Below are 19492 nucleotides of genomic sequence, written 5' to 3' on the forward strand. Positions count from 1 at the left end.
ATCAGGGCCGACATCACCGTTGGCCGGCAGATTTATATCGCGGCCAACGCCTTGAGAATATTCTGCGGCTCATACCCACGAATCAACGTGCCATTCACATCCAGGATCGGAATCCCCCGGCCGCCCAGCGCCTCGTAGGCCTTGCGCGCTTCGATCGTGCCCCAGTTCTGGTACGCGACCACCACCAGCAGAACCAGCAGGCACTTTTTCAGTACCCGGGTGAGCATCAGTTACGCCGCTTGAGCTGATCGGTCAGCGAGGTCGGTAAACCCTTGATGATCAGCGTGCCGGCCTCTTCGTCGTATTCGATCTTCGAGCCCAGCAGATGCGCTTCGAAGCTGATGGACAAGCCTTCGGCGCGGCCGGTGAAGCGGCGGAACTGATTGAGGGTGCGTTTATCCGCCGGAATTTCGGGCGACAGGCCGTAGTCCTTGTTGCGGATGTGATCATAGAACGCTTTCGGGCGCTCTTCGTCGATCAGCTCCGAAAGCTCTTCCAGGCCCATCGGCTCGCCGAGCTTGGCCTGGCTGCTGGCGTAGTCCACCAGGGTCTTGGTTTTCTCCCGAGCGTCGTCTTCGGGCAGGTCTTCGCTTTCGACGAAGTCGCTGAAAGCCTTGAGCAGGGTGCGGGTTTCGCCGGGGCCGTCGACGCCTTCCTGGCAACCGATGAAGTCGCGAAAGTACTCCGAAACCTTCTTGCCGTTCTTGCCCTTGATGAACGAGATGTACTGCCTGGACTGTTTGTTGTTCTGCCATTCCGACACGTTGATCCGCGCCGCCAGGTGCAACTGGCCCAGGTCCAGGTGGCGCGACGGGGTCACGTCCAGCTCGTCAGTCACGGCTACGCCTTCGCTGTGGTGCAGCAGGGCGATCGCCAGGTAGTCGGTCATGCCTTGCTGGTAATGAGCGAACAGCACGTGGCCGCCCACCGACAGGTTGGATTCTTCCATCAGCTTTTGCAGGTGTTCCACCGCCACGCGACTGAACGCAGTGAAGTCCTTGCCGCCGTCGAGGTATTCCTTCAACCAGCCACTGAACGGATGCGCCCCGGATTCGGCATGGAAGAAGCCCCAGGCCTTGCCTTGCTTGGCGTTGTAGCTCTCGTTGAGGTCGGCGAGCATGTTCTCGATGGCCGTGGACTCCGCCAGTTCGGAATCGCGGGCATGGAGCACAGCGGGCGTGCCGTCGGGTTTTTTGTCGATCAGGTGGACGATGCAATGACGGATCGGCATGGATTTCTCGGCTGATGAAAGAGAGGAGGGCGCGCTCCCCGAAAAAGGGCCCAGTGTACCGCAATCACTGGTTTTGGAACGTGGTGAAGGCCCTTTCAGACCGGTCTGACACCCGACGAGCATTTTTTTACCGATTTAGCGCAATAAAGCTGACCAAATGGGTAGGTAGAGGCGGATATTTCACAGGCGTTGTGCTAGTTTTGCCCGGTCTTACGCGAAGTCACTGCGTTAAGCGTGCATTCAGCATTTGTCAGGTCGAACCAAACCCGGATTTCGGCATCTATTACCCCGATCCGTCGTGGTGATGACCGAGGGCGGCTGATCAGATAGATCGGCTCGATGGCTGACACTGCACTCTGCAATCCATATGAATTTGATAGGGAAGGAACACTACATGGCTCTTACTAAAGACCAACTGATCGCTGATTTGGCTGAATCTGTAGACGCACCAAAAGCTACCGTGCGTGCGCTGCTGGACCAACTGGGCCAAGTGGTTGCCGATCAGCTGGAAAACGGCGGCGAACTGACCTTGCCAGGTGTTGGCAAGCTGAAAGTCACCGAGCGTCCTGCCCGTACCGGTCGCAACCCTTCGACTGGCGCAGCCATCGAAATCCCGGCCAAGAAAGTGATCAAGCTGGTTGTGGCCAAAGGCCTGACCGACGCGGTCAACAAGTAAGATCGTTTTATGAAAAACCGTGCCGCGGAGCGATCCGGGCACGGTTTTTTGTTGCCTTGAAAAAGTGGACAGTGGTGAGTAATGCTGATCACTCAAGAAAAACGACGTACCTGTGGCGAGGGAGCTTGCTCCCGCTCGGCTGCGAAGCAGTCGTATTCCGGCGGGTACGGTGTGTTTGATGCTGCGTATTCGGCAGGTTTTGGGGCCGCTACGCAGCCCAGCGGGAGCAAGCTCCCTCGCCACGGGAATGTCGATACCTTAAGTGAACCGCATCAGGCTGTGTTGAGGGAGGTTCAGTCCTTGCGAGCCCAGCGCGCCTGGCGCCAGGCTTGTTGCTGCGCCTGGTCCTGAAAGGTCCAGGCCACGAACCGACTCTGCTTCTGCCCCTGGGACATTTCCACGACCTGGCTGTGCAGCGCTCCGGCCTTCTTCAGCGCGGCTTGAATCGCCGGCAGGTTCGAGGCCTTCGATACCAGCGTGCTGAACCACAGCACTTGCCCGGCGATCTGGGCGCTCTCACTGATCAACTGCGTGACGAAGCGCGCCTCGCCACCCTCGCACCACAGCTCCGCCGCCTGGCCGCCGAAATTCAAGACCGGCAACTTGCGCTTCGGATCCGCCTTGCCCAGTGCCCGCCATTTTCGCTGGCTGCCCTTGGTGGCTTCCTCCAGGGAGGCGTGGAACGGCGGGTTGCACATCGTCAGGTCGAACCGTTCGGTACTTTCCAGAAGCCCCGACAGGATGTGCTTGCGGTTGGGTTGCTGGCGCAGCTGGATGGCTTTGTTCAGGCCGTTGGACTGGACGATGGCCTTGGCCGAAGCGATTGCCGTCGGGTCGATTTCCGAGCCCAGGAAGTGCCAGCGGTAATCGCTGTAGCCGATCAGCGGATAAACGCAGTTGGCGCCGGTGCCAACGTCCAGCACCTTGACCGCCGCGCCGCGAGGAATTTCGCCTTCATTGTGGCTGGCGAGCAGGTCGGCGAGAAAATGCACGTAGTCGGCGCGCCCCGGCACGGGAGGGCACAGGTAGTCAGCGGGAATGTCCCAATAGGCGATGCCATAAAAGGACTTGAGCAGCGCCCGGTTGAACACTCGCACTGCCTCGGGGCTGGCAAAGTCGATGCTTTCCTTGCCGTAGGGATTGATGATCACGAACTTCGCCAGTTCCGGTGTGCTCTTGATCAGCGCCGGAAAGTCATAGTGGCCCTGATGGCGATTGCGCGGATGCAGGCTGGCCTTCTCCCGCGGCGCTTTGGCCTCGGCGACGGGCTTGGGCTTCTGGCGGGGAGGGCGGGGAGGGCGAGGGGCGGTCATGGCGGGTCGATTCAGGGCTGGCTCAAAAAGTGGCGGGCATTGTCCCACATTCGGCGCGGTCTTGATGACTGCGCTATTCAAATGAGCGGGGGAACCTGTGTGGGAGCGAGCCTGCTCGCGAAAGCGGTGGATCAGCTTGCATTGATGTTGAGTTTTGCCACCGTCATCGCGAGCAGGCTCGCTCCCACAGGGGGAGGTGCTTTCTTTGGGGAAGGACAGGCAGAAAAAAGGAGGCCACCAGGGCCTCCCTTTTCAATCACGAACCACCGTTACAGGCTGGCAATCCGCGCGTGCTGCTCGGCCAGCTTGCCCAGGGCCTGTTCGGCCTCGGCCAGTTTGGCCCGCTCCTTCTCGATGACTTCGGCCGGTGCCTTGTCGACGAAGCCGGCGTTCGACAGCTTGCCGCCGACGCGCTGGACTTCGCCCTTCAGACGCAGGATCTCCTTGTCCAGGCGCGCCAGTTCGGCGGCCTTGTCGATCAGGCCGGCCATTGGCACCAGCACTTCCATTTCGCCAACCAGGGCGGTGGCTGACAGCGGTGCTTCTTCGCCCGCAGCCAGTACCGTCACCGATTCGAGTTTCGCCAGCTTCTTGAGCAGCGCTTCGTTCTCGTTGAGACGGCGCAGGTCTTCGGCGTTGGCGTTTTTCAGGAACAGGGTCAGCGGTTTGCCTGGGCCGATGTTCATTTCGGCGCGGATGTTGCGCAGGCCGAGCATGAAGGTTTTCAGCCACTCGATGTCGTCTTCGGCTGCCGGATCGATGCGGCTTTCGTTGGCCACCGGCCACGGTTGCAGCATGATCGTCTTGCCCTGGGCACCGGCCAGCGGTGCGACGCGCTGCCAGATTTCCTCGGTGATGAACGGCATGAACGGATGCGCCAGGCGCAGGGCCACTTCCAGTACGCGAACCAGGGTGCGACGGGTGCCGCGCTGGCGCTCGACCGGTGCGTTTTCGTCCCACAGTACCGGCTTGGACAGTTCCAGGTACCAGTCGCAATACTGGTTCCAGATGAACTCGTACAGCGCTTGTGCGGCCAGGTCGAAACGGAACTGGTCGAGCTGGCGGGTCACTTCGGCTTCGGTGCGTTGCAACTGCGAAATGATCCAGCGATCAGCCAGGCTCAGCTCGTAGGCTTCGCCGTTCTGGCCGCAGTCTTCGCCCTTGTCCAGCACGTAGCGCGCGGCGTTCCAGATCTTGTTGCAGAAGTTGCGATAGCCTTCGACGCGGCCCATGTCGAACTTGATGTCGCGACCGGTGGATGCCAGCGAGCAGAAGGTAAACCGCAGAGCGTCGGTGCCGTAGCTGGCGATGCCCTCGGCAAATTCTTCGCGGGTGGCCTTCTCGATCTTCTTCGCCAGTTTCGGCTGCATCAGGCCCGAGGTGCGTTTCTGTACCAGGGTTTCCAGGTCAATGCCGTCGATGATGTCCAGCGGGTCGAGGACGTTGCCCTTGGACTTGGACATCTTCTGGCCCTGGCCGTCGCGCACCAGGCCATGGACGTAGACAGTCTTGAACGGCACTTGCGGCGTGCCGTCCTCGTTTTTCACCAAGTGCATGGTCAGCATGATCATCCGGGCGACCCAGAAGAAAATGATGTCGAAGCCGGTGACGAGCACGTCGGTGGAGTGGAATTTCTTCAGGAACTCGGTCTGTTGCGGCCAGCCCAGGGTCGAGAACGTCCACAGGCCCGAACTGAACCAGGTGTCGAGAACGTCGTTGTCCTGCGCCAGCGCTACGTCCGGGCCAAGGTTGTGCTTGGCGCGGACTTCGGCTTCATCGCGACCGACGTAGACCTTGCCCGACTCGTCGTACCAGGCCGGGATGCGGTGGCCCCACCACAGCTGGCGGCTGATGCACCAATCCTGGATGTCGCGCATCCAAGAAAAGTACATGTTTTCGTATTGCTTGGGCACGAACTGGATGCGGCCGTCTTCCACGGCGGCAATCGCCGGCTCGGCCAGCGGCTTGGTCGACACGTACCACTGGTCGGTCAGCCACGGCTCGATGATGGTGCCAGAGCGATCGCCTTTCGGGACTTTCAGCCCATGGTCGTCAACGCTGACCAGCAGGCCGGCGGCGTCGAATGCGGCAACGATCTGCTTGCGCGCTTCGAAGCGATCCAGGCCGGCGTATTCGGCCGGGATCTGGCCGTCGACGCTTTCGTTCAGGGTGCCGTCGAGGTTGAATGCCTGGGCGGCCGGCAAGACATTCGCGTTCTTGTCGAAGATGTTCAACAGCGGCAGGTTGTGGCGCTTGCCGACTTCGTAGTCGTTGAAATCGTGGGCCGGGGTGATTTTCACGCAACCGGTGCCGAATTCAGGATCGCAATAGTCGTCGCCAATGATCGGGATGCGACGGCCAACCAGCGGCAGCTCGACGAACTGGCCGATCAGCGCCTGGTAGCGCTCGTCGTTCGGGTTCACCGCTACGGCGGAGTCGCCCAGCATGGTTTCCGGACGCGTGGTGGCGACGATCAGGTAATCCTTGCCTTCGGCGGTCTTGGCGCCGTCGGCCAGCGGGTACTTCAGGTTCCACAGGAAACCTTTCTCGTCGTGGTTCTCCACTTCGAGGTCGGAAATGGCCGTGTGCAACTTGGTGTCCCAGTTGACCAGGCGCTTGCCGCGATAGATCAGCCCGTCTTCATGCAGGCGCACGAAGGCTTCCTTGACCGCTTCGGACAGGCCGTCGTCCATGGTGAAGCGCTCGCGGCTCCAGTCCACGGACGAGCCGAGGCGACGGATCTGACGGCTGATGTTGCCGCCGGATTCGTCTTTCCATTCCCAGACTTTCTCGAGGAATTTTTCCCGACCCAGGTCATGGCGATTCTGGCCCTGGGCTTCGAGGCGACGTTCCACCAGCATTTGCGTGGCGATACCGGCGTGGTCGGTGCCCGGCTGCCACAAGGTGTTGCGGCCTTGCATGCGACGGAAACGGATCAGGGCGTCCATGATCGCGTTGTTGAAGCCATGGCCCATGTGCAGGCTGCCGGTGACGTTCGGCGGCGGGATCATGATGGTGTAGGAATCGCCCGCGCCTTGCGGAGCGAAATAATTCTCGGACTCCCAGGTGTTGTACCAGGAAGTTTCAATGGCGTGCGGCTGGTAGGTCTTATCCATGCGCGGCGGGACCCTATTGGCATTTATTCAGGAAAAGCCGGGAAGTATAGCGGGCGGGGCGAGTGCAAGCCACAGGCTGGGAGCGGCACGTCGGGTATATATAGGGGCAGTGAACCCTGTGGGAGCGAGCTTGCTCGCGATGGCGGTGGTTCAGCCTGCACTTATATTGGATGTGCCGGCCCCATCGCGAGCAAGCTCGCTCCCACAGAGGAAGATCAGTAGGTCTGTTATCTATTCGTACTGGCTCAACAACCGCTCCATCCGCGCTTCCAGCCGGCGCTTGATCTCGGTTTCGATGTGCGGGGCGAAATCGTCGATCACGTCTTGCAGGATCAGTTGGGCGGCGGCGCGCAATTCCTGGTCCAGATGCAACAGGGCGTCGGGGCCTTTTGGTTCGGCCTTGGGGGCTGGCTTGGGTTCGGGCTGGCCGGTGATCGGTTCGAACAGCAGCGGAATCTGCTCGTCATGCACGGCTTCGTGTTCCACCGTGTCGGTCAACAGCGGTGGCTGCAGGGTGTCGTCACCGAGCAGTTGGCGGATCGACTCGAGGTCATCCAGCAGGTGAGCAGGTTTTTGCGGCGGTTTTGGAGTGTCCATCGTAGGCTCAGAGTCGCTGTAAACGGTGGTCTTGCAGAGCATAGCCCTGTTCGCGGTAGAAACGGAAACTCTCCCGCGCGGCTTGCCGGATGGCCGGGTCTTCAACCACGACTTCCGCCACGCGGGCGAAACGCTGGGCAAACGCCGGCACTTTCAGGTCGAGATTGACCAGCAGGTCCTGATGCTGACCGCAGTCTTCCCCCAGCCCGAGCACGATCAGTCCTTCGGGTTCGCTTTCGGCCGGACCGTGGGGCACGAAACTCTCGCCCTTGAACGCCCACAGTCGCGCATCCAGGTCTTCGCGCTGAGCGGCATCGCTGCAATGCAGATAGATGCGATGGCCCATGCGCCAGGCTTTCTCGGTGAGCTTGCAGGCGAAATCCAGTCGCGCCGAGGGATCGGCGCTGGGCAGGATGTAGAAGTCGACTTTGGTCATTGCGTTCCTTGAATCGCCGAGGCGTCACCCGAGGGCGACGCACCGGCGATCATCGGTGTCAGGCCTTGGCGCGGTCCAGCAGGTACTGGGTCAACAGGGGTACCGGACGGCCAGTGGCGCCCTTGTCCTTGCCGCCGCTGGTCCAGGCCGTGCCGGCGATGTCCAGGTGCGCCCAGTTCAGGTTCTTGGTGAAGCGCGACAGGAAGCACGCTGCGGTGATGGTCCCGGCTTTCGGGCCGCCGATGTTGGCGATGTCGGCGAACGGGCTGTCCAACTGTTCCTGGTACTCATCGAACAGCGGCAACTGCCAGGCGCGATCGTCGGCCTGCTGGCCGGCGCTGAGCAGTTGGCCGATCAGCTCGTCATTGTTGCCCAGCAGGCCCGAGGTATGGGCGCCCAGGGCGACGACGCAGGCGCCAGTCAGCGTGGCGATGTCGATCACCGCTTGCGGCTTGAAGCGTTCGGAATAGGTGAGGGCATCGCACAGCACCAGACGGCCTTCGGCGTCGGTGTTGAGGATTTCCACGGTCTGGCCGCTCATGGTGGTGACGATGTCGCCCGGGCGCGAAGCCGTGCCGCTGGGCATGTTCTCGGCGCAGGCGAGGATGCAGACCAGGTTGATCGGCAATTGCAGCTCGAGCACGGCGCGCAGGGTGCCGAACACGCTGGCGGCGCCGCCCATGTCGTATTTCATTTCATCCATGCCGGCGCCGGGCTTGAGGCTGATGCCGCCGGTGTCGAAAGTGATGCCCTTGCCCACCAGGGCGTACGGCTTCTCGGATTTCTTGCCACCGTTGTATTGCATCACGATCAGGCGTGGCGGCTGGGCGCTGCCCTGGCCGACGGCATAGAACGAACCCATGCCCAGGTCCTTGATTTTTTTCTCGTCGAAGACCTCGACCTTCAGACCCTTGAATTCCTTGCCCAGTGCCTTGGCCTGTTCACCCATGAAGGTCGGGTGGCAGATGTTCGGCGGCAGGTTGCCCAGGTCGCGGGTGAAGGCCATGCCGTTGGCGATCGCGGTGGCGTGGGTCACGGCGCGCTGGACTTCGGCCTGGGCGGCCTTGATGGTCAGCAGGGTGATTTTTTTCAGCGCACGGGGTTCGGCTTTCTGGCTCTTGAACTGGTCGAACTGGTATTCGCCATCCACCAGGGTCTCGGCCAGCAGGCGATTCTTGCCGTAGCTGTCGCGGCCTTTTACAACCAGTTCGTCCAAGGCCAGCACGGCGTCGCCACCGCCCAGGTTTTTCAGGGTGCCCAAGACGCCGGCAATGATCTTGCGAAACGGACGGTCGCCCAGTTCAGCGTCCTTGCCAACGCCCACCAGCAACACGCGCTCGGCCTTGAGGTTGGGGAGGCTGTGCAGCAGCAGGCTCTGGCCGACCTTGCCGGCCAGGTCGCCGCGCTTGAGTACGGCGCTGATGGCGCCGCCGCTCAAGGCGTCGAGCTGGGTGGCGACGACGCCGAGCTGGCGGTTCTCACCAACGGCAACCACCAGCGTGGCGGTCTTCAACGTTTCTGGGCTGACGCTTTTTACAACCAGTTCCATGTCCGGATCCTTGAGTCAATGGTCAAGAGGCCAGGCGCCGCGACGACAGTGGCGCGCTGAACAGCTGTCTTCTATATAAAAGAAGCGCCGGAGCTTGCCGGCGACAAAGGCCGCAGTTTGAACCCCGGCGCCCGAAGCTGACAACCCTCGCAACGGTTAACTTTTTTGGCTGGGGAGCGTCTGCTTAAAGCATGCGCAGTGACAGGCGCCTCCAATCACAGGATAATGCGGCTCTTTTTTCGGCTGCTCGCAGTATGCGTCGGCTCGATACGTTTCTTGTTTGGCCGCCTAGCCTGACAATCGTGGAGTGTCTGGTTTGATCGTCTTCCGTTATCTATCCCGCGAAGTCCTGCTGACCCTGAGCGCGGTCAGTGCCGTGCTGCTGGTCATCATCATGAGCGGGCGCTTCATCAAGTACCTTGCCCAGGCGGCTTCGGGCGCCCTCGATCCGGGCTCGCTGTTCCTGATCATGGGGTTCCGCCTGCCTGGCTTCCTGCAACTGATCCTGCCGCTGGGATTGTTCCTCGGGATCCTGCTGGCCTACGGTCGCCTCTACCTCGACAGTGAAATGACCGTGCTGTCGGCCACCGGCATGAGCCAGCAGCGTCTGTTTCGCATCACTCTGTTCCCGGCCACATTGGTGGCGCTGGTAGTGGCCTGGCTGAGCCTGAGCCTGTCGCCCCAGGGCGCCAACCAGTTCCAACTGCTGATCAACCAGCAGGACGCCATGACCGAATTCGACACCCTGGTGCCGGGGCGCTTCCAGGCCCTGCGTGACGGGACGCGTGTCACCTACACCGAACAATTGTCGGACGACCGGGTCAACCTCGGCGGCGTCTTCATCACCCAGAAAAATATCTCATCGGACACCAAGAAGGACCGCGGGATTTCCGTGCTGGTGGCTGAAAAGGGCCGCCAGGAAATCAACCCCGACGGCAACCGCTACCTGATCCTGGAAAACGGCTATCGCTACGATGGCACCCCGGGGCAGGCCGATTATCGGGCGATCAAGTACGACACTTACGGTGTGCTGCTGCCCAAGCCCGATGTCAGCGATGAAGTCACCGACCGTGATGCCATGCCTACCGCCAGCCTGCTGGGCAGTGACGACATCCGCGCTCGCACCGAATTGCAATGGCGCCTGTCGCTGCCGTTGCTGGTGTTCATCGTGACCCTCATGGCGGTCCCGCTGTCGCGGGTCAATCCGCGCCAGGGTCGTTTCCTCAAGCTGCTGCCGGCGATTCTTTTGTATATGGCCTACCTGACCATCCTGATTTCCGCCCGCAGTGCCCTGGAGAAAGGCAAGATCCCGCCGGCCCTGGGCCTGTGGTGGGTGCATTCGATCTTCCTGGTCATTGGCCTGGGCTTGCTCTATTGGGAGCCGTTGCGCTTGAAGCTGGCCAGTCGTCGCAGCGCGCTGGAGGTGGCCCGTGGTTAAACTCGACCGCTATATCGGCAGCAGCGTGTTCATGGCGATCCTCGCGGTGCTGGGGATCATTCTTGGCCTGGCGACCCTGTTCGCGTTCATCGACGAGATGGGCGATGTCAGCGATACCTATACATTGCTGGACGTGGCGAGCTACGTGTTGCTGACGGCACCACGGCGCCTCTACGACATGTTGCCGATGGCTGCGCTGATCGGTTGCCTGATCGGCCTGGGGAGCCTGGCGAGCAACAGCGAACTGACCATCATGCGCGCCGCCGGCGTGTCCATCGGTCGCATCGTGTGGGCGGTGATGAAACCGATGCTGGTGCTGATGCTGGTCGGGCTGCTGGTCGGCGAGTACGTCGCGCCGGCCACCGAGAACACCGCCCAGGCCAATCGCTCCCTGGCCCAGGGCGGCGGTGATGCCCAAAGCGCCAAGCATGGCTTGTGGCACCGCCAGGGTGACGAGTTCATCCACATCAACTCGGTCCAGCCTAACGGCACGCTGTACGGCGTGACCCGGTATCGCTTCGACGACGAGCGGCACCTGCTGTCGTCGAGCTTCGCCAAACGCGCCAATTTCGCCGAGGATCACTGGCAACTGACCGACGTCACCACCACCGTGTTCCATGACAAGCGCACCGAGGTGGTCGCCGCTCCGCAGGAACGTTGGGACGTGCAGATCAGCCCGCAGTTGCTCAGCACCGTCGTGATGGCGCCGGAGTCGCTTTCGATCACCGGTTTGTGGGGCTACATCCACTATCTGGCGGACCAGGGCCTGAACAATGGCCGCTACTGGCTGGCATTTTGGGTCAAAGTGTTGCAGCCGCTGGTCACTGCCGCCCTGGTGTTGATGGCGATTTCCTTCATCTTTGGTCCGCTGCGCTCGGTGACCCTCGGCCAGCGGGTCTTCACCGGCGTGCTGGTGGGCTTCACCTTCCGTATCGCCCAGGACCTGCTGGGGCCATCGAGCCTGGTGTTCGGTTTCTCGCCGCTGCTCGCGGTGCTGGTGCCGGCCACGGTCTGCGCGCTGGCCGGGCTCTGGCTGCTGCGCCGGGCGGGTTGATCCATTTTCTTGTGGCGGGGGGAGCTTCTGTGGCGAGGGAGCTTGCTCCCGCTGGACTGCGCAGCAGTCCCCTGCAGCCTGCCTGACACATCGCCGTGGCGCATAATCGAGGGGCCGCTTCGCAGCCCAGCGGGAGCAAGCTCCCTCGCCACACGTGACGCTTGCACAATGGATCAGGTACAATTCCCGGCTATTTTTCGGCGGGCCTTGCCTGCAGCCTTTTTGAGTGTTGATCCGTGAGTGATTTGAGTCATATCCGCAATTTCTCCATCATCGCCCACATTGACCATGGCAAGTCGACGCTGGCTGATCGCTTCATCCAGATGTGCGGCGGTCTGGCCGAGCGTGAAATGGAAGCCCAGGTCCTGGACTCCATGGACCTCGAGCGTGAGCGCGGGATCACCATCAAGGCCCATAGCGTTACCCTCTATTACACGGCTCGCGACGGCGTCACCTACCAGCTCAACTTCATCGACACCCCCGGCCACGTCGACTTCACCTATGAAGTCAGCCGGTCGCTGGCGGCCTGCGAAGGCGCGCTGCTGGTTGTCGATGCCGGCCAGGGCGTCGAGGCCCAGTCGGTCGCCAACTGCTACACGGCCATCGAGCAGGGCCTGGAAGTCATGCCGGTGCTGAACAAGATCGACCTGCCCCAGGCCGATCCGGACCGCGTGAAAGAAGAAATCGAGAAAATCATCGGCATCGACGCCACCGACGCGGTCACTTGCAGCGCCAAGACCGGCCTGGGCGTGGATGAAGTGCTCGAGCGCCTGGTCACTACCATTCCGGCGCCGACCGGCAATATCGAAGATCCGCTGCAAGCGTTGATCATCGACTCGTGGTTCGACAACTACCTGGGCGTGGTCTCCCTGGTTCGCGTGCGCCATGGCCGCGTGAAGAAGGGCGACAAGATCCTGGTCAAGTCCACCGGCAAGATCCACCTGGTGGACAGCGTCGGTGTGTTCAACCCGAAACACACCGCCACCGTCGACCTGAAGGCTGGCGAAGTCGGCTTCATCATCGCCGGTATCAAGGACATCCATGGTGCACCGGTCGGCGACACCCTGACCTTGAGCTCGACCCCCGACGTCGACGTGCTGCCGGGCTTCAAGCGCATCCAGCCGCAGGTTTATGCGGGCCTGTTCCCGGTCAGCTCCGACGACTTCGAGGATTTCCGCGAAGCGCTGCAGAAGCTGACCCTGAACGACTCGTCCCTGCAGTACACCCCGGAAAGCTCCGACGCCCTGGGCTTCGGCTTCCGCTGCGGGTTCCTCGGCATGCTGCACATGGAAATCATCCAGGAGCGCCTGGAGCGCGAATACGACCTGGACCTGATCACCACGGCGCCGACGGTAATCTTCGAGCTGCTGCTCAAGAACGGCGAGACCATCTACGTCGACAACCCGTCCAAGCTGCCGGACCTGTCGGCCATCGAGGACATGCGCGAGCCAATCGTGCGGGCGAATATCCTTGTGCCTCAGGAACACCTGGGCAACGTCATTACCCTGTGCATCGAGAAGCGCGGCGTGCAACACGACATGCTGTTCCTCGGCACGCAGGTCCAGGTGACCTACGACTTGCCGATGAACGAAGTGGTGCTGGACTTCTTCGACCGCCTGAAATCCACCAGCCGCGGCTATGCTTCGCTGGACTATCATTTCGATCGTTACCAATCGGCTAATCTGGTGAAGCTGGATGTGCTGATCAACGGCGAAAAAGTCGATGCCCTGGCATTGATCGTGCACCGTGACAACGCGCATTACAAAGGTCGTGCGTTGACCGAGAAGATGAAGGAGCTGATTCCGCGGCAGATGTTCGACGTGGCAATCCAGGCCGCCATTGGCGGGCAGATTGTGGCGCGCACAACCGTCAAGGCACTCAGAAAGAACGTATTGGCCAAATGCTACGGCGGCGACGTCAGCCGTAAGCGCAAGCTGTTGGAAAAGCAGAAGGCCGGTAAAAAACGCATGAAGCAGGTCGGTAACGTGGAAATTCCACAGGAAGCCTTCCTTGCGGTGCTCAGGTTGGATAGTTAGGTCCTATGTCGCTAAATTTCCCGCTGTTGCTGGTGATCGCCGTGTTCGTCTGCGGCCTGTTGGCGTTGCTTGATCTGTTGTTCCTGGCGCCTCGGCGTCGGGCCGCCATTGCCTCATATCAGGGCAGCGTCAGCCAGCCTGATGGCGTGGTCATCGAAAAACTCAACAAGGAACCGCTGCTGGTCGAATACGGCAAGTCGTTCTTCCCGGTGCTGTTCATCGTCCTGGTGCTGCGCTCGTTCCTGGTGGAGCCGTTCCAGATCCCGTCCGGCTCGATGAAGCCGACCCTGGACGTGGGTGACTTCATCCTGGTGAACAAGTTTTCCTACGGGATCCGGCTGCCGGTGATCGACAAGAAAGTCATCGAGATCGGCGACCCGCAACGGGGTGATGTCATGGTGTTCCGCTTCCCGAGCGACCCGAACGTCAACTACATCAAGCGTGTGGTCGGCCTGCCGGGCGACAGGATTCGCTACACCGCCGACAAGCGTCTGTTCGTCAACGGCGAACTGGTGGCTGAGCAGTTGATCGGCTCCGAGCCGGGCACGCTGGGCAGCGCCGAGCTCTACAAGGAAAAACTCGGCGAGGCGGAACACCTGATCCGCAAGGAAATGAGCCGCTACCGCGCCACGCCGGACCATTCGTGGACCGTGCCGGCCGGGCACTATTTCATGATGGGCGACAACCGCGACAATTCCAACGACAGCCGCTACTGGGATGATCCGAACATTCCCAGGGACATGCTGGGCATGGTCCCCGACCGCAACATCGTCGGCAAGGCCTTTGCGGTCTGGATGAGCTGGCCGGAACCCAAACTCAGTCACCTGCCGAATTTCTCGCGGGTTGGCCTGATCAAGTAATCACACACGGCGCTGTTGAACACAGCGCCGAATGCATTTCTGGAGCCTGCACAAGGCTGCCCGAAGGCATGAAGCCAACGATAGTCAGGACGTCATTTTTGAACACAGCGTTAATTGTCCCAAGCCAACGGCGCTCAGTCGCCGTGGCGGTGGAATCCAGCCACGAACTCAGCGTGGGTAAACCGTGAGCGTTTCTCTAAGCCGTCTCGAGCGTCAGCTCGGCTACACTTTCAAGGATCAGGAGCTGATGCTTTTGGCCCTGACTCACCGCAGTTTTGCCGGGCGCAACAATGAACGCCTGGAATTCCTCGGCGATGCCATCCTCAACTTCGTGGCCGGCGAGGCGTTGTTCGAACGCTTCCCCCTGGCGCGGGAAGGCCAGTTGTCGCGTTTGCGTGCACGGTTGGTAAAAGGTGAGACCCTGGCGGTACTGGCCCGTGGTTTTGACCTGGGCGATTACCTGCGCCTGGGCTCCGGCGAGTTGAAAAGTGGCGGTTTTCGTCGCGAATCGATCCTGGCCGATGCCCTGGAAGCGCTGATTGGCGCGATCTATCTGGATTCCGGCATGGAAATGGCCCGCGAGCGCGTGCTGGCCTGGCTGACTTCCGAGATCGACAGCCTGACGCTGGTGGACACCAACAAGGATCCCAAGACGCGCTTGCAGGAATTCCTGCAGTCGCGCAGCTGCGAACTGCCGCGCTACGAAGTGGTGGATATCCAGGGTGAGCCGCATTGCCGAACCTTCTTCGTCGAATGCGAAGTGGTCCTATTGAATGAAAAAAGCCGAGGCCAGGGCGTCAGCCGTCGTATTGCCGAACAGGTAGCGGCCGCTGCAGCACTGATCGCCCTGGGCGTGGAGAATGGCAATGACTGATACAACCGTCACCCGCTGCGGCTATGTCGCCATCGTTGGCCGGCCGAACGTGGGCAAGTCGACGTTGCTCAACCACATCCTCGGCCAGAAGCTGGCGATCACGTCGCGCAAGCCGCAGACCACTCGCCACAACATGCTCGGCATCAAGACCGAAGGCGCCGTCCAGGCGATCTACGTCGACACGCCCGGCATGCACAAGGGGGGCGAGAAGGCCCTGAACCGCTACATGAACAAGACGGCCTCGGCGGCGTTGAAGGACGTTGACGTGGTCATCTTCGTGGTCGACCGCACCAAGTGGACCGAAGAAGACCAGATGGTCCTCGAGCGTGTCCAGTACGTGACCGGTCCGTTGATCGTTGCGCTGAACAAGACCGACCGCATCGAAGACAAGGCCGAACTGATGCCGCACCTGAGCTGGTTGCAGGAGCAGTTGCCGAATGCCCAGATCATCCCGATTTCAGCCCAGCACGGTCACAACCTCGACGCGCTGGAGCGGGTAATCGCCGAGCACCTGCCGGAAAACGATCACTTCTTCCCCGAAGACCAGATCACCGACCGCAGCAGCCGTTTCCTCGCCGCCGAACTGGTGCGCGAGAAAATCATGCGCCAGATGGGTGCCGAGCTGCCGTACCAGATCACGGTGGAAATCGAAGAGTTCAAGCAGCAGGGCAAGACCCTGCACATCCATGCCTTGATCCTCGTCGAGCGTGACGGCCAGAAAAAAATCATCATTGGCGACAAGGGTGAGCGCATCAAGCGCATCGGCACCGAGGCGCGCAAGGACATGGAGCTGCTGTTCGACTCCAAGATCATGCTCAACCTGTGGGTCAAGGTGAAGGGTGGCTGGTCCGATGACGAGCGGGCGCTGCGCTCGCTGGGTTACGGCGACCTGTAACCTGATTGGCTGGGGGCGGGCTCTTGTGGCGAGGGAGCTTGCTCCCGCTGGGTTGCGAAGCAGCCCCAGAACCTGCGACTTCGTTCCGCCAGACATACCCCGCTGCCTGATTTTACGACTGCTTCGCAGCCGAGCGGGAGCAAGCTCCCTCGCCACAGGATCTGTTCATCCATTGATGTCTTGCTGATACTCAGGCCCCCGATGTCGCCCAACCAACCCCTCGCCCAACCCGCCTACGTCCTCCACAGCCGCGCCTATCGCGAAAGCAGCGCCCTGGTGGACTTCCTCACGCCTCAAGGGCGGCTGCGGGCGGTGTTGCGGGGGGCTCGGGGCAAGGCCGGGACGCTGGCGCGGCCGTTCGTGCCACTGGAAGTCGAGTTTCGCGGCCGGGGTGAGTTGAAGAATGTCGGGCGCATGGAAAGCAATGGCGTCGCCTCCTGGCTCAATGGCGAGGCGCTGTTCAGTGGCCTGTACCTCAACGAATTGCTGATCCGCCTGCTGCCCGCCGAAGATCCCCATCCCGCCGTGTTCGACCATTACACCGCCACGTTGCTGGCCCTGGCCGAAGGTCGACCCTTGGAGCCATTGCTGCGCTCTTTCGAATGGCGCCTGCTGGATGACCTGGGCTACGGTTTTGCCCTGGACGCCGACCTGCACGGCGATCCTATTGCAGCCGACGGTCTGTATCGCCTGCAAGTGGATGCAGGCCTGGAGCGGGTCTACCTGCTGCAACCGGGACTGTTCAACGGCGTCGAGTTGCTGGCCATGGCCGAAGCCGACTGGACAGCGCCTGGCGCGCTGGCGGCGGCCAAGCGTCTGATGCGCCAGGCCCTGGCGGTTCATCTGGGCGGCCGGCCGCTGGTCAGTCGCGAGTTGTTTCGCAAGCCCTGATCTCCCCGTATGCTGTGGGCCGAATCTCTGTCCATTCAGGAGCGCTTTTCGTGAGCACCAGCAATCGCATTCTTCTCGGCGTGAACATCGACCATGTCGCCACTCTGCGCCAGGCCCGTGGTACGCGTTACCCGGACCCGGTCAAGGCCGCGCTGGACGCCGAAGAGGCGGGCGCCGATGGCATCACCGTGCACTTGCGCGAAGACCGTCGGCACATCCAGGAACGCGACGTTCTGCTGCTCAAGGATGTACTGCAGACTCGCATGAATTTTGAAATGGGCGTGACCGAGGAAATGATGGCGTTCGCCGAACGCATCCGTCCGGCGCACATCTGCCTGGTTCCGGAGACGCGCCAGGAATTGACCACCGAAGGCGGCCTGGATGTAGCGGGGCAGGAGTCGCGGATCAGCCTGGCGGTGGAGCGCCTGTCGAAGATCGGCGCCGAGGTCTCGCTGTTCATCGATGCCGATGAACGGCAGATCGAAGCTTCCAAACGAGTCGGTGCGCCGGCCATCGAGCTGCACACCGGCCGTTACGCCGACGCCGAGACACCTACGGACGTGGCCGATGAGCTGCAGCGGGTCGCCGACGGCGTCAGCTTCGGCCTGGCCCAGGGGCTGATCGTCAATGCCGGCCATGGTCTGCATTACCACAACGTTGAAGCCGTCGCGGCCATCAAGGGCATCAACGAGCTGAACATCGGCCACGCGCTGGTAGCCCATGCGTTGTTTGTCGGGTTCAAGTCGGCTGTGGCGGAGATGAAAGCTTTAATCCTGGCGGCTGCCCGACCCTGACCCACCACCACACCCTGTGGGAGCGAGCCTGCTCGCGAAAGCGGAGTGTCAGTTAACAATCATGTCGACTGATGCACTGCTTTCGCGAGCAGGCTCGCTCCCACATTTGGTTGTATACGGCTGTCAGAGCTGTGGAGATTCCTGGTTAGGCTTGCTCTTGTCCACGCCCGGTACATGCAGGTTGCCTTCGGCCACCTGGTCGCCTTCGAGCTGTGGCTGCGTCACCCATGTGAGAATGTCGTAGTAGCGACGGATGTTCGCCACGAAATGCACCGGTTCGCCGCCCCGGGCGTAGCCGTAGCGGGTCTTGCTGTACCACTGTTTCTGGGACAGGCGCGGCAGGATCTTCTTCACGTCGAGCCACTTGTTCGGGTTCAGTCCTTCCTTGGCGGCGAGCTTGCGCGCATCGTCCAAGTGACCACTGCCCACGTTGTAGGCGGCGAGGGCGAACCAGGTGCGGTCCGGCTCCTCGATGCTCTCGTCCAGTTGCTCCTTCATATAGGCCAGGTACTTGGCGCCGCCCATGATGCTCTGCTTCGGATCGAGGCGGTTGGACACACCCATGGCCTGGGCGGTGTTCTGGGTCAGCATCATCAGGCCGCGCACGCCGGTCTTGGAGGTGACCGTTGGTTGCCACAGCGATTCCTGGTAGCCGATGGCAGCCAGCAGGCGCCAGTCGACCTTTTCCTTCTTGGCGTAGGTCTTGAAGTGTTGCTCGTATTTGGGCAGGCGTTGCTGCAGATGCTGGGCGAAGGTGGTCGCGCCCATGTAGCCGAGGACGTCGACGTGCCCGTAATAGCGGTCCTTGAGGCGTTGCAGCGTGCCGTTCTTCTGCACCTTGTCGAGGTAGGCGTTGATTTCGTTGAGCAGGCTGTTGTCTTCGCCGGGGCCCACCGCCCAGCTCTGGTTGCGGGCATCGCCGAGGTCGAACGCCACGCGCACGTTAGGGAAGTACACCTGGTTCATCGCCACTTCGTTGGAATCCACCAGCGTCAGGTCGATCTGGCCTTCATCGACCATGCGCAGCAGGTCGACGACTTCAACCGCGTCGGATTCCTCGTATTCGATTCCCGGATACTGCTGTTTCAACTGCGCCAGCTGCTCCGCGTGGGAGCTGCCCTTGAGCACCATGATCTTCTTGCCCGCCAGGGCGGCCGCGTCGGTGGGGCGGGACTGGCCGTTGCGGTAGATGACCTGCGGGGTAACCTCCAGGTAGGCGTGGGAGAACCGTACCTGTTTCTTGCGCTGTTCGCTGCTGACCAGGCCCGCCGCGGCCAGCACCGGGCCATTGGGCTTGCCGACCTGGCTGAACAGGTCGTCGAGGTTGTCAGCGGTCTCGATCTTCAGCTCGACCCCCAAATCCTCGGCGAAGCGCTTCACCAGCTCGTATTCGAAGCCGGTTTCACCATTGCGATCCTGGAAGTAGGTGGCGGGGCTGTTCCGGGTAACCACCCGCAGCACGCCATCCTCCTTTACGCGCTCCAGTGTGTTGGGTTTCTCAACACAACCACTGAGCACCAGGAAGAGTCCGGTTGCGATCAGCCATCTGGCGTACCGCGGACGCAAAGCCGTTGGGGAAAACATCTGCGCAGTATACGCAAACGGCCTCGACCGCCATATATCGACAGCAAAAGGCCAGTCTGCTAGAGGTTGCAAAACGTGTCCGCAACGCAGGCGGGCCGGCGTGCGGCGGCGGTTGCGCCGGAAAAAAATAACTCCGCTGAATTATCCC

At 61.5% G+C, this 19492-nt stretch carries 17 protein-coding genes; 9 read left to right on the forward strand and 8 right to left on the reverse strand.

Annotated features, from left to right (window positions below):
• Nucleotides 1–32: 32 nt before the first annotated feature.
• Together J3P97_RS04920 and yejK are read right to left on the reverse strand one after the other, a co-directional pair.
• Entirely contained in the window at nt 33–227 is a 195-nt protein-coding gene (locus tag J3P97_RS04920) for a hypothetical protein (RefSeq protein ID WP_434673600.1), read from the reverse strand.
• The gene (gene yejK / locus J3P97_RS04925) at nt 227–1231 is read right to left on the reverse strand and encodes a nucleoid-associated protein YejK (protein WP_420765369.1); all 1005 of its coding nucleotides are present in this window, start codon (nt 1229–1231) and stop codon (nt 227–229) included. The genes J3P97_RS04920 and yejK overlap by 1 nt, the downstream gene beginning before the upstream one ends.
• A gap of 394 nt (nt 1232–1625) precedes the next feature.
• Here yejK and J3P97_RS04930 point away from each other — a divergent pair, with 394 nt between their 5' ends.
• The gene (locus J3P97_RS04930; RefSeq protein ID WP_030139622.1) at nt 1626–1907 is read left to right on the forward strand and encodes an HU family DNA-binding protein; all 282 of its coding nucleotides are present in this window, start codon (nt 1626–1628) and stop codon (nt 1905–1907) included.
• A 293-nt stretch (nt 1908–2200) separates the two neighbouring features.
• Here the strand turns inward: J3P97_RS04930 and rlmF are convergent, their stop codons facing one another.
• The 5 genes from rlmF to J3P97_RS04955 all read right to left on the reverse strand — a co-directional run bounded on the left by rlmF (nt 2201) and on the right by J3P97_RS04955 (nt 8918).
• On the reverse strand, nt 2201–3220 hold the full coding sequence (gene rlmF / locus J3P97_RS04935) for a 23S rRNA (adenine(1618)-N(6))-methyltransferase RlmF (RefSeq protein WP_434673601.1): 1020 nt from the start codon (nt 3218–3220) through the stop codon (nt 2201–2203).
• Nucleotides 3221–3489: 269 nt separating this feature from the next.
• Entirely contained in the window at nt 3490–6336 is a 2847-nt protein-coding gene (locus J3P97_RS04940; RefSeq protein ID WP_434653587.1) for a valine--tRNA ligase, read from the reverse strand.
• Between the two features lie 231 nt (nt 6337–6567).
• Complete coding sequence (locus tag J3P97_RS04945) at nt 6568–6933, reverse strand: DNA polymerase III subunit chi (RefSeq protein WP_434673602.1); 366 nt, start codon at nt 6931–6933, stop codon at nt 6568–6570.
• Between the two features lie 7 nt (nt 6934–6940).
• Nucleotides 6941–7369, reverse strand: a complete 429-nt coding sequence (locus J3P97_RS04950; protein ID WP_305496566.1) for a DNA polymerase III subunit chi — start codon at nt 7367–7369, stop codon at nt 6941–6943.
• A 58-nt stretch (nt 7370–7427) separates the two neighbouring features.
• Nucleotides 7428–8918: a leucyl aminopeptidase gene (locus J3P97_RS04955; protein ID WP_305496564.1), complete on the reverse strand. Its 1491-nt coding sequence runs from the start codon at nt 8916–8918 to the stop codon at nt 7428–7430.
• Nucleotides 8919–9234: 316 nt separating this feature from the next.
• On the opposite strand from J3P97_RS04955, the gene lptF reads away from it, so the two are divergent.
• From lptF to pdxJ, 8 genes are all read left to right on the forward strand, one after another.
• The gene (gene lptF, locus J3P97_RS04960; RefSeq protein ID WP_305496562.1) at nt 9235–10356 is read left to right on the forward strand and encodes an LPS export ABC transporter permease LptF; all 1122 of its coding nucleotides are present in this window, start codon (nt 9235–9237) and stop codon (nt 10354–10356) included.
• The gene (gene lptG, locus J3P97_RS04965; protein WP_434673603.1) at nt 10349–11410 is read left to right on the forward strand and encodes an LPS export ABC transporter permease LptG; all 1062 of its coding nucleotides are present in this window, start codon (nt 10349–10351) and stop codon (nt 11408–11410) included. The genes lptF and lptG overlap by 8 nt, the downstream gene beginning before the upstream one ends.
• Nucleotides 11411–11646: 236 nt before the next feature.
• On the forward strand, nt 11647–13446 hold the full coding sequence (lepA, locus tag J3P97_RS04970) for a translation elongation factor 4 (protein ID WP_434673604.1): 1800 nt from the start codon (nt 11647–11649) through the stop codon (nt 13444–13446).
• Between the two features lie 5 nt (nt 13447–13451).
• The gene (lepB, locus tag J3P97_RS04975; protein ID WP_305496556.1) at nt 13452–14306 is read left to right on the forward strand and encodes a signal peptidase I; all 855 of its coding nucleotides are present in this window, start codon (nt 13452–13454) and stop codon (nt 14304–14306) included.
• 184 nt (nt 14307–14490) lie between these two features.
• Nucleotides 14491–15180 carry a ribonuclease III gene (gene rnc, locus J3P97_RS04980; RefSeq protein WP_030139612.1) on the forward strand — a complete coding sequence of 230 codons (690 nt, stop codon included), beginning with the start codon at nt 14491–14493 and terminating at the stop codon, nt 15178–15180.
• Entirely contained in the window at nt 15173–16075 is a 903-nt protein-coding gene (gene era / locus J3P97_RS04985) for a GTPase Era (protein ID WP_072345611.1), read from the forward strand. Before rnc ends, era begins: the two co-directional genes overlap by 8 nt.
• A gap of 201 nt (nt 16076–16276) precedes the next feature.
• On the forward strand, nt 16277–16966 hold the full coding sequence (gene recO / locus J3P97_RS04990; RefSeq protein ID WP_434602896.1) for a DNA repair protein RecO: 690 nt from the start codon (nt 16277–16279) through the stop codon (nt 16964–16966).
• Nucleotides 16967–17016: 50 nt separating this feature from the next.
• Nucleotides 17017–17760 carry a pyridoxine 5'-phosphate synthase gene (pdxJ, locus tag J3P97_RS04995; protein WP_434673605.1) on the forward strand — a complete coding sequence of 248 codons (744 nt, stop codon included), beginning with the start codon at nt 17017–17019 and terminating at the stop codon, nt 17758–17760.
• Nucleotides 17761–17883: 123 nt separating this feature from the next.
• Here the strand turns inward: pdxJ and mltF are convergent, their stop codons facing one another.
• Complete coding sequence (gene mltF / locus J3P97_RS05000) at nt 17884–19344, reverse strand: membrane-bound lytic murein transglycosylase MltF (RefSeq protein ID WP_434602898.1); 1461 nt, start codon at nt 19342–19344, stop codon at nt 17884–17886.
• Between the last annotated feature and the right edge of the window lie 148 nt (nt 19345–19492).

Origin of the sequence: Pseudomonas sp. R1-15 (assembly GCF_051132085.1) — a bacterium.
Lineage (GTDB): Bacteria > Pseudomonadota > Gammaproteobacteria > Pseudomonadales > Pseudomonadaceae > Aquipseudomonas.

Coding starts and splice junctions, on each gene's coding strand:
- mltF (WP_434602898.1), bottom strand. CDS start 19,344: ATGTTTTCCCCAACGGCTTTGCGTCCGCGGTACGCCAGATGGCTGATC.
- era (WP_072345611.1), top strand. CDS start 15,173: ATGACTGATACAACCGTCACCCGCTGCGGCTATGTCGCCATCGTTGGC.
- yejK (WP_420765369.1), bottom strand. CDS start 1,231: ATGCCGATCCGTCATTGCATCGTCCACCTGATCGACAAAAAACCCGAC.
- J3P97_RS04940 (WP_434653587.1), bottom strand. CDS start 6,336: ATGGATAAGACCTACCAGCCGCACGCCATTGAAACTTCCTGGTACAAC.
- J3P97_RS04945 (WP_434673602.1), bottom strand. CDS start 6,933: ATGGACACTCCAAAACCGCCGCAAAAACCTGCTCACCTGCTGGATGAC.
- J3P97_RS04955 (WP_305496564.1), bottom strand. CDS start 8,918: ATGGAACTGGTTGTAAAAAGCGTCAGCCCAGAAACGTTGAAGACCGCC.
- rlmF (WP_434673601.1), bottom strand. CDS start 3,220: ATGACCGCCCCTCGCCCTCCCCGCCCTCCCCGCCAGAAGCCCAAGCCC.
- J3P97_RS04920 (WP_434673600.1), bottom strand. CDS start 227: ATGCTCACCCGGGTACTGAAAAAGTGCCTGCTGGTTCTGCTGGTGGTG.
- J3P97_RS04930 (WP_030139622.1), top strand. CDS start 1,626: ATGGCTCTTACTAAAGACCAACTGATCGCTGATTTGGCTGAATCTGTA.
- recO (WP_434602896.1), top strand. CDS start 16,277: ATGTCGCCCAACCAACCCCTCGCCCAACCCGCCTACGTCCTCCACAGC.
- lepB (WP_305496556.1), top strand. CDS start 13,452: ATGTCGCTAAATTTCCCGCTGTTGCTGGTGATCGCCGTGTTCGTCTGC.
- J3P97_RS04950 (WP_305496566.1), bottom strand. CDS start 7,369: ATGACCAAAGTCGACTTCTACATCCTGCCCAGCGCCGATCCCTCGGCG.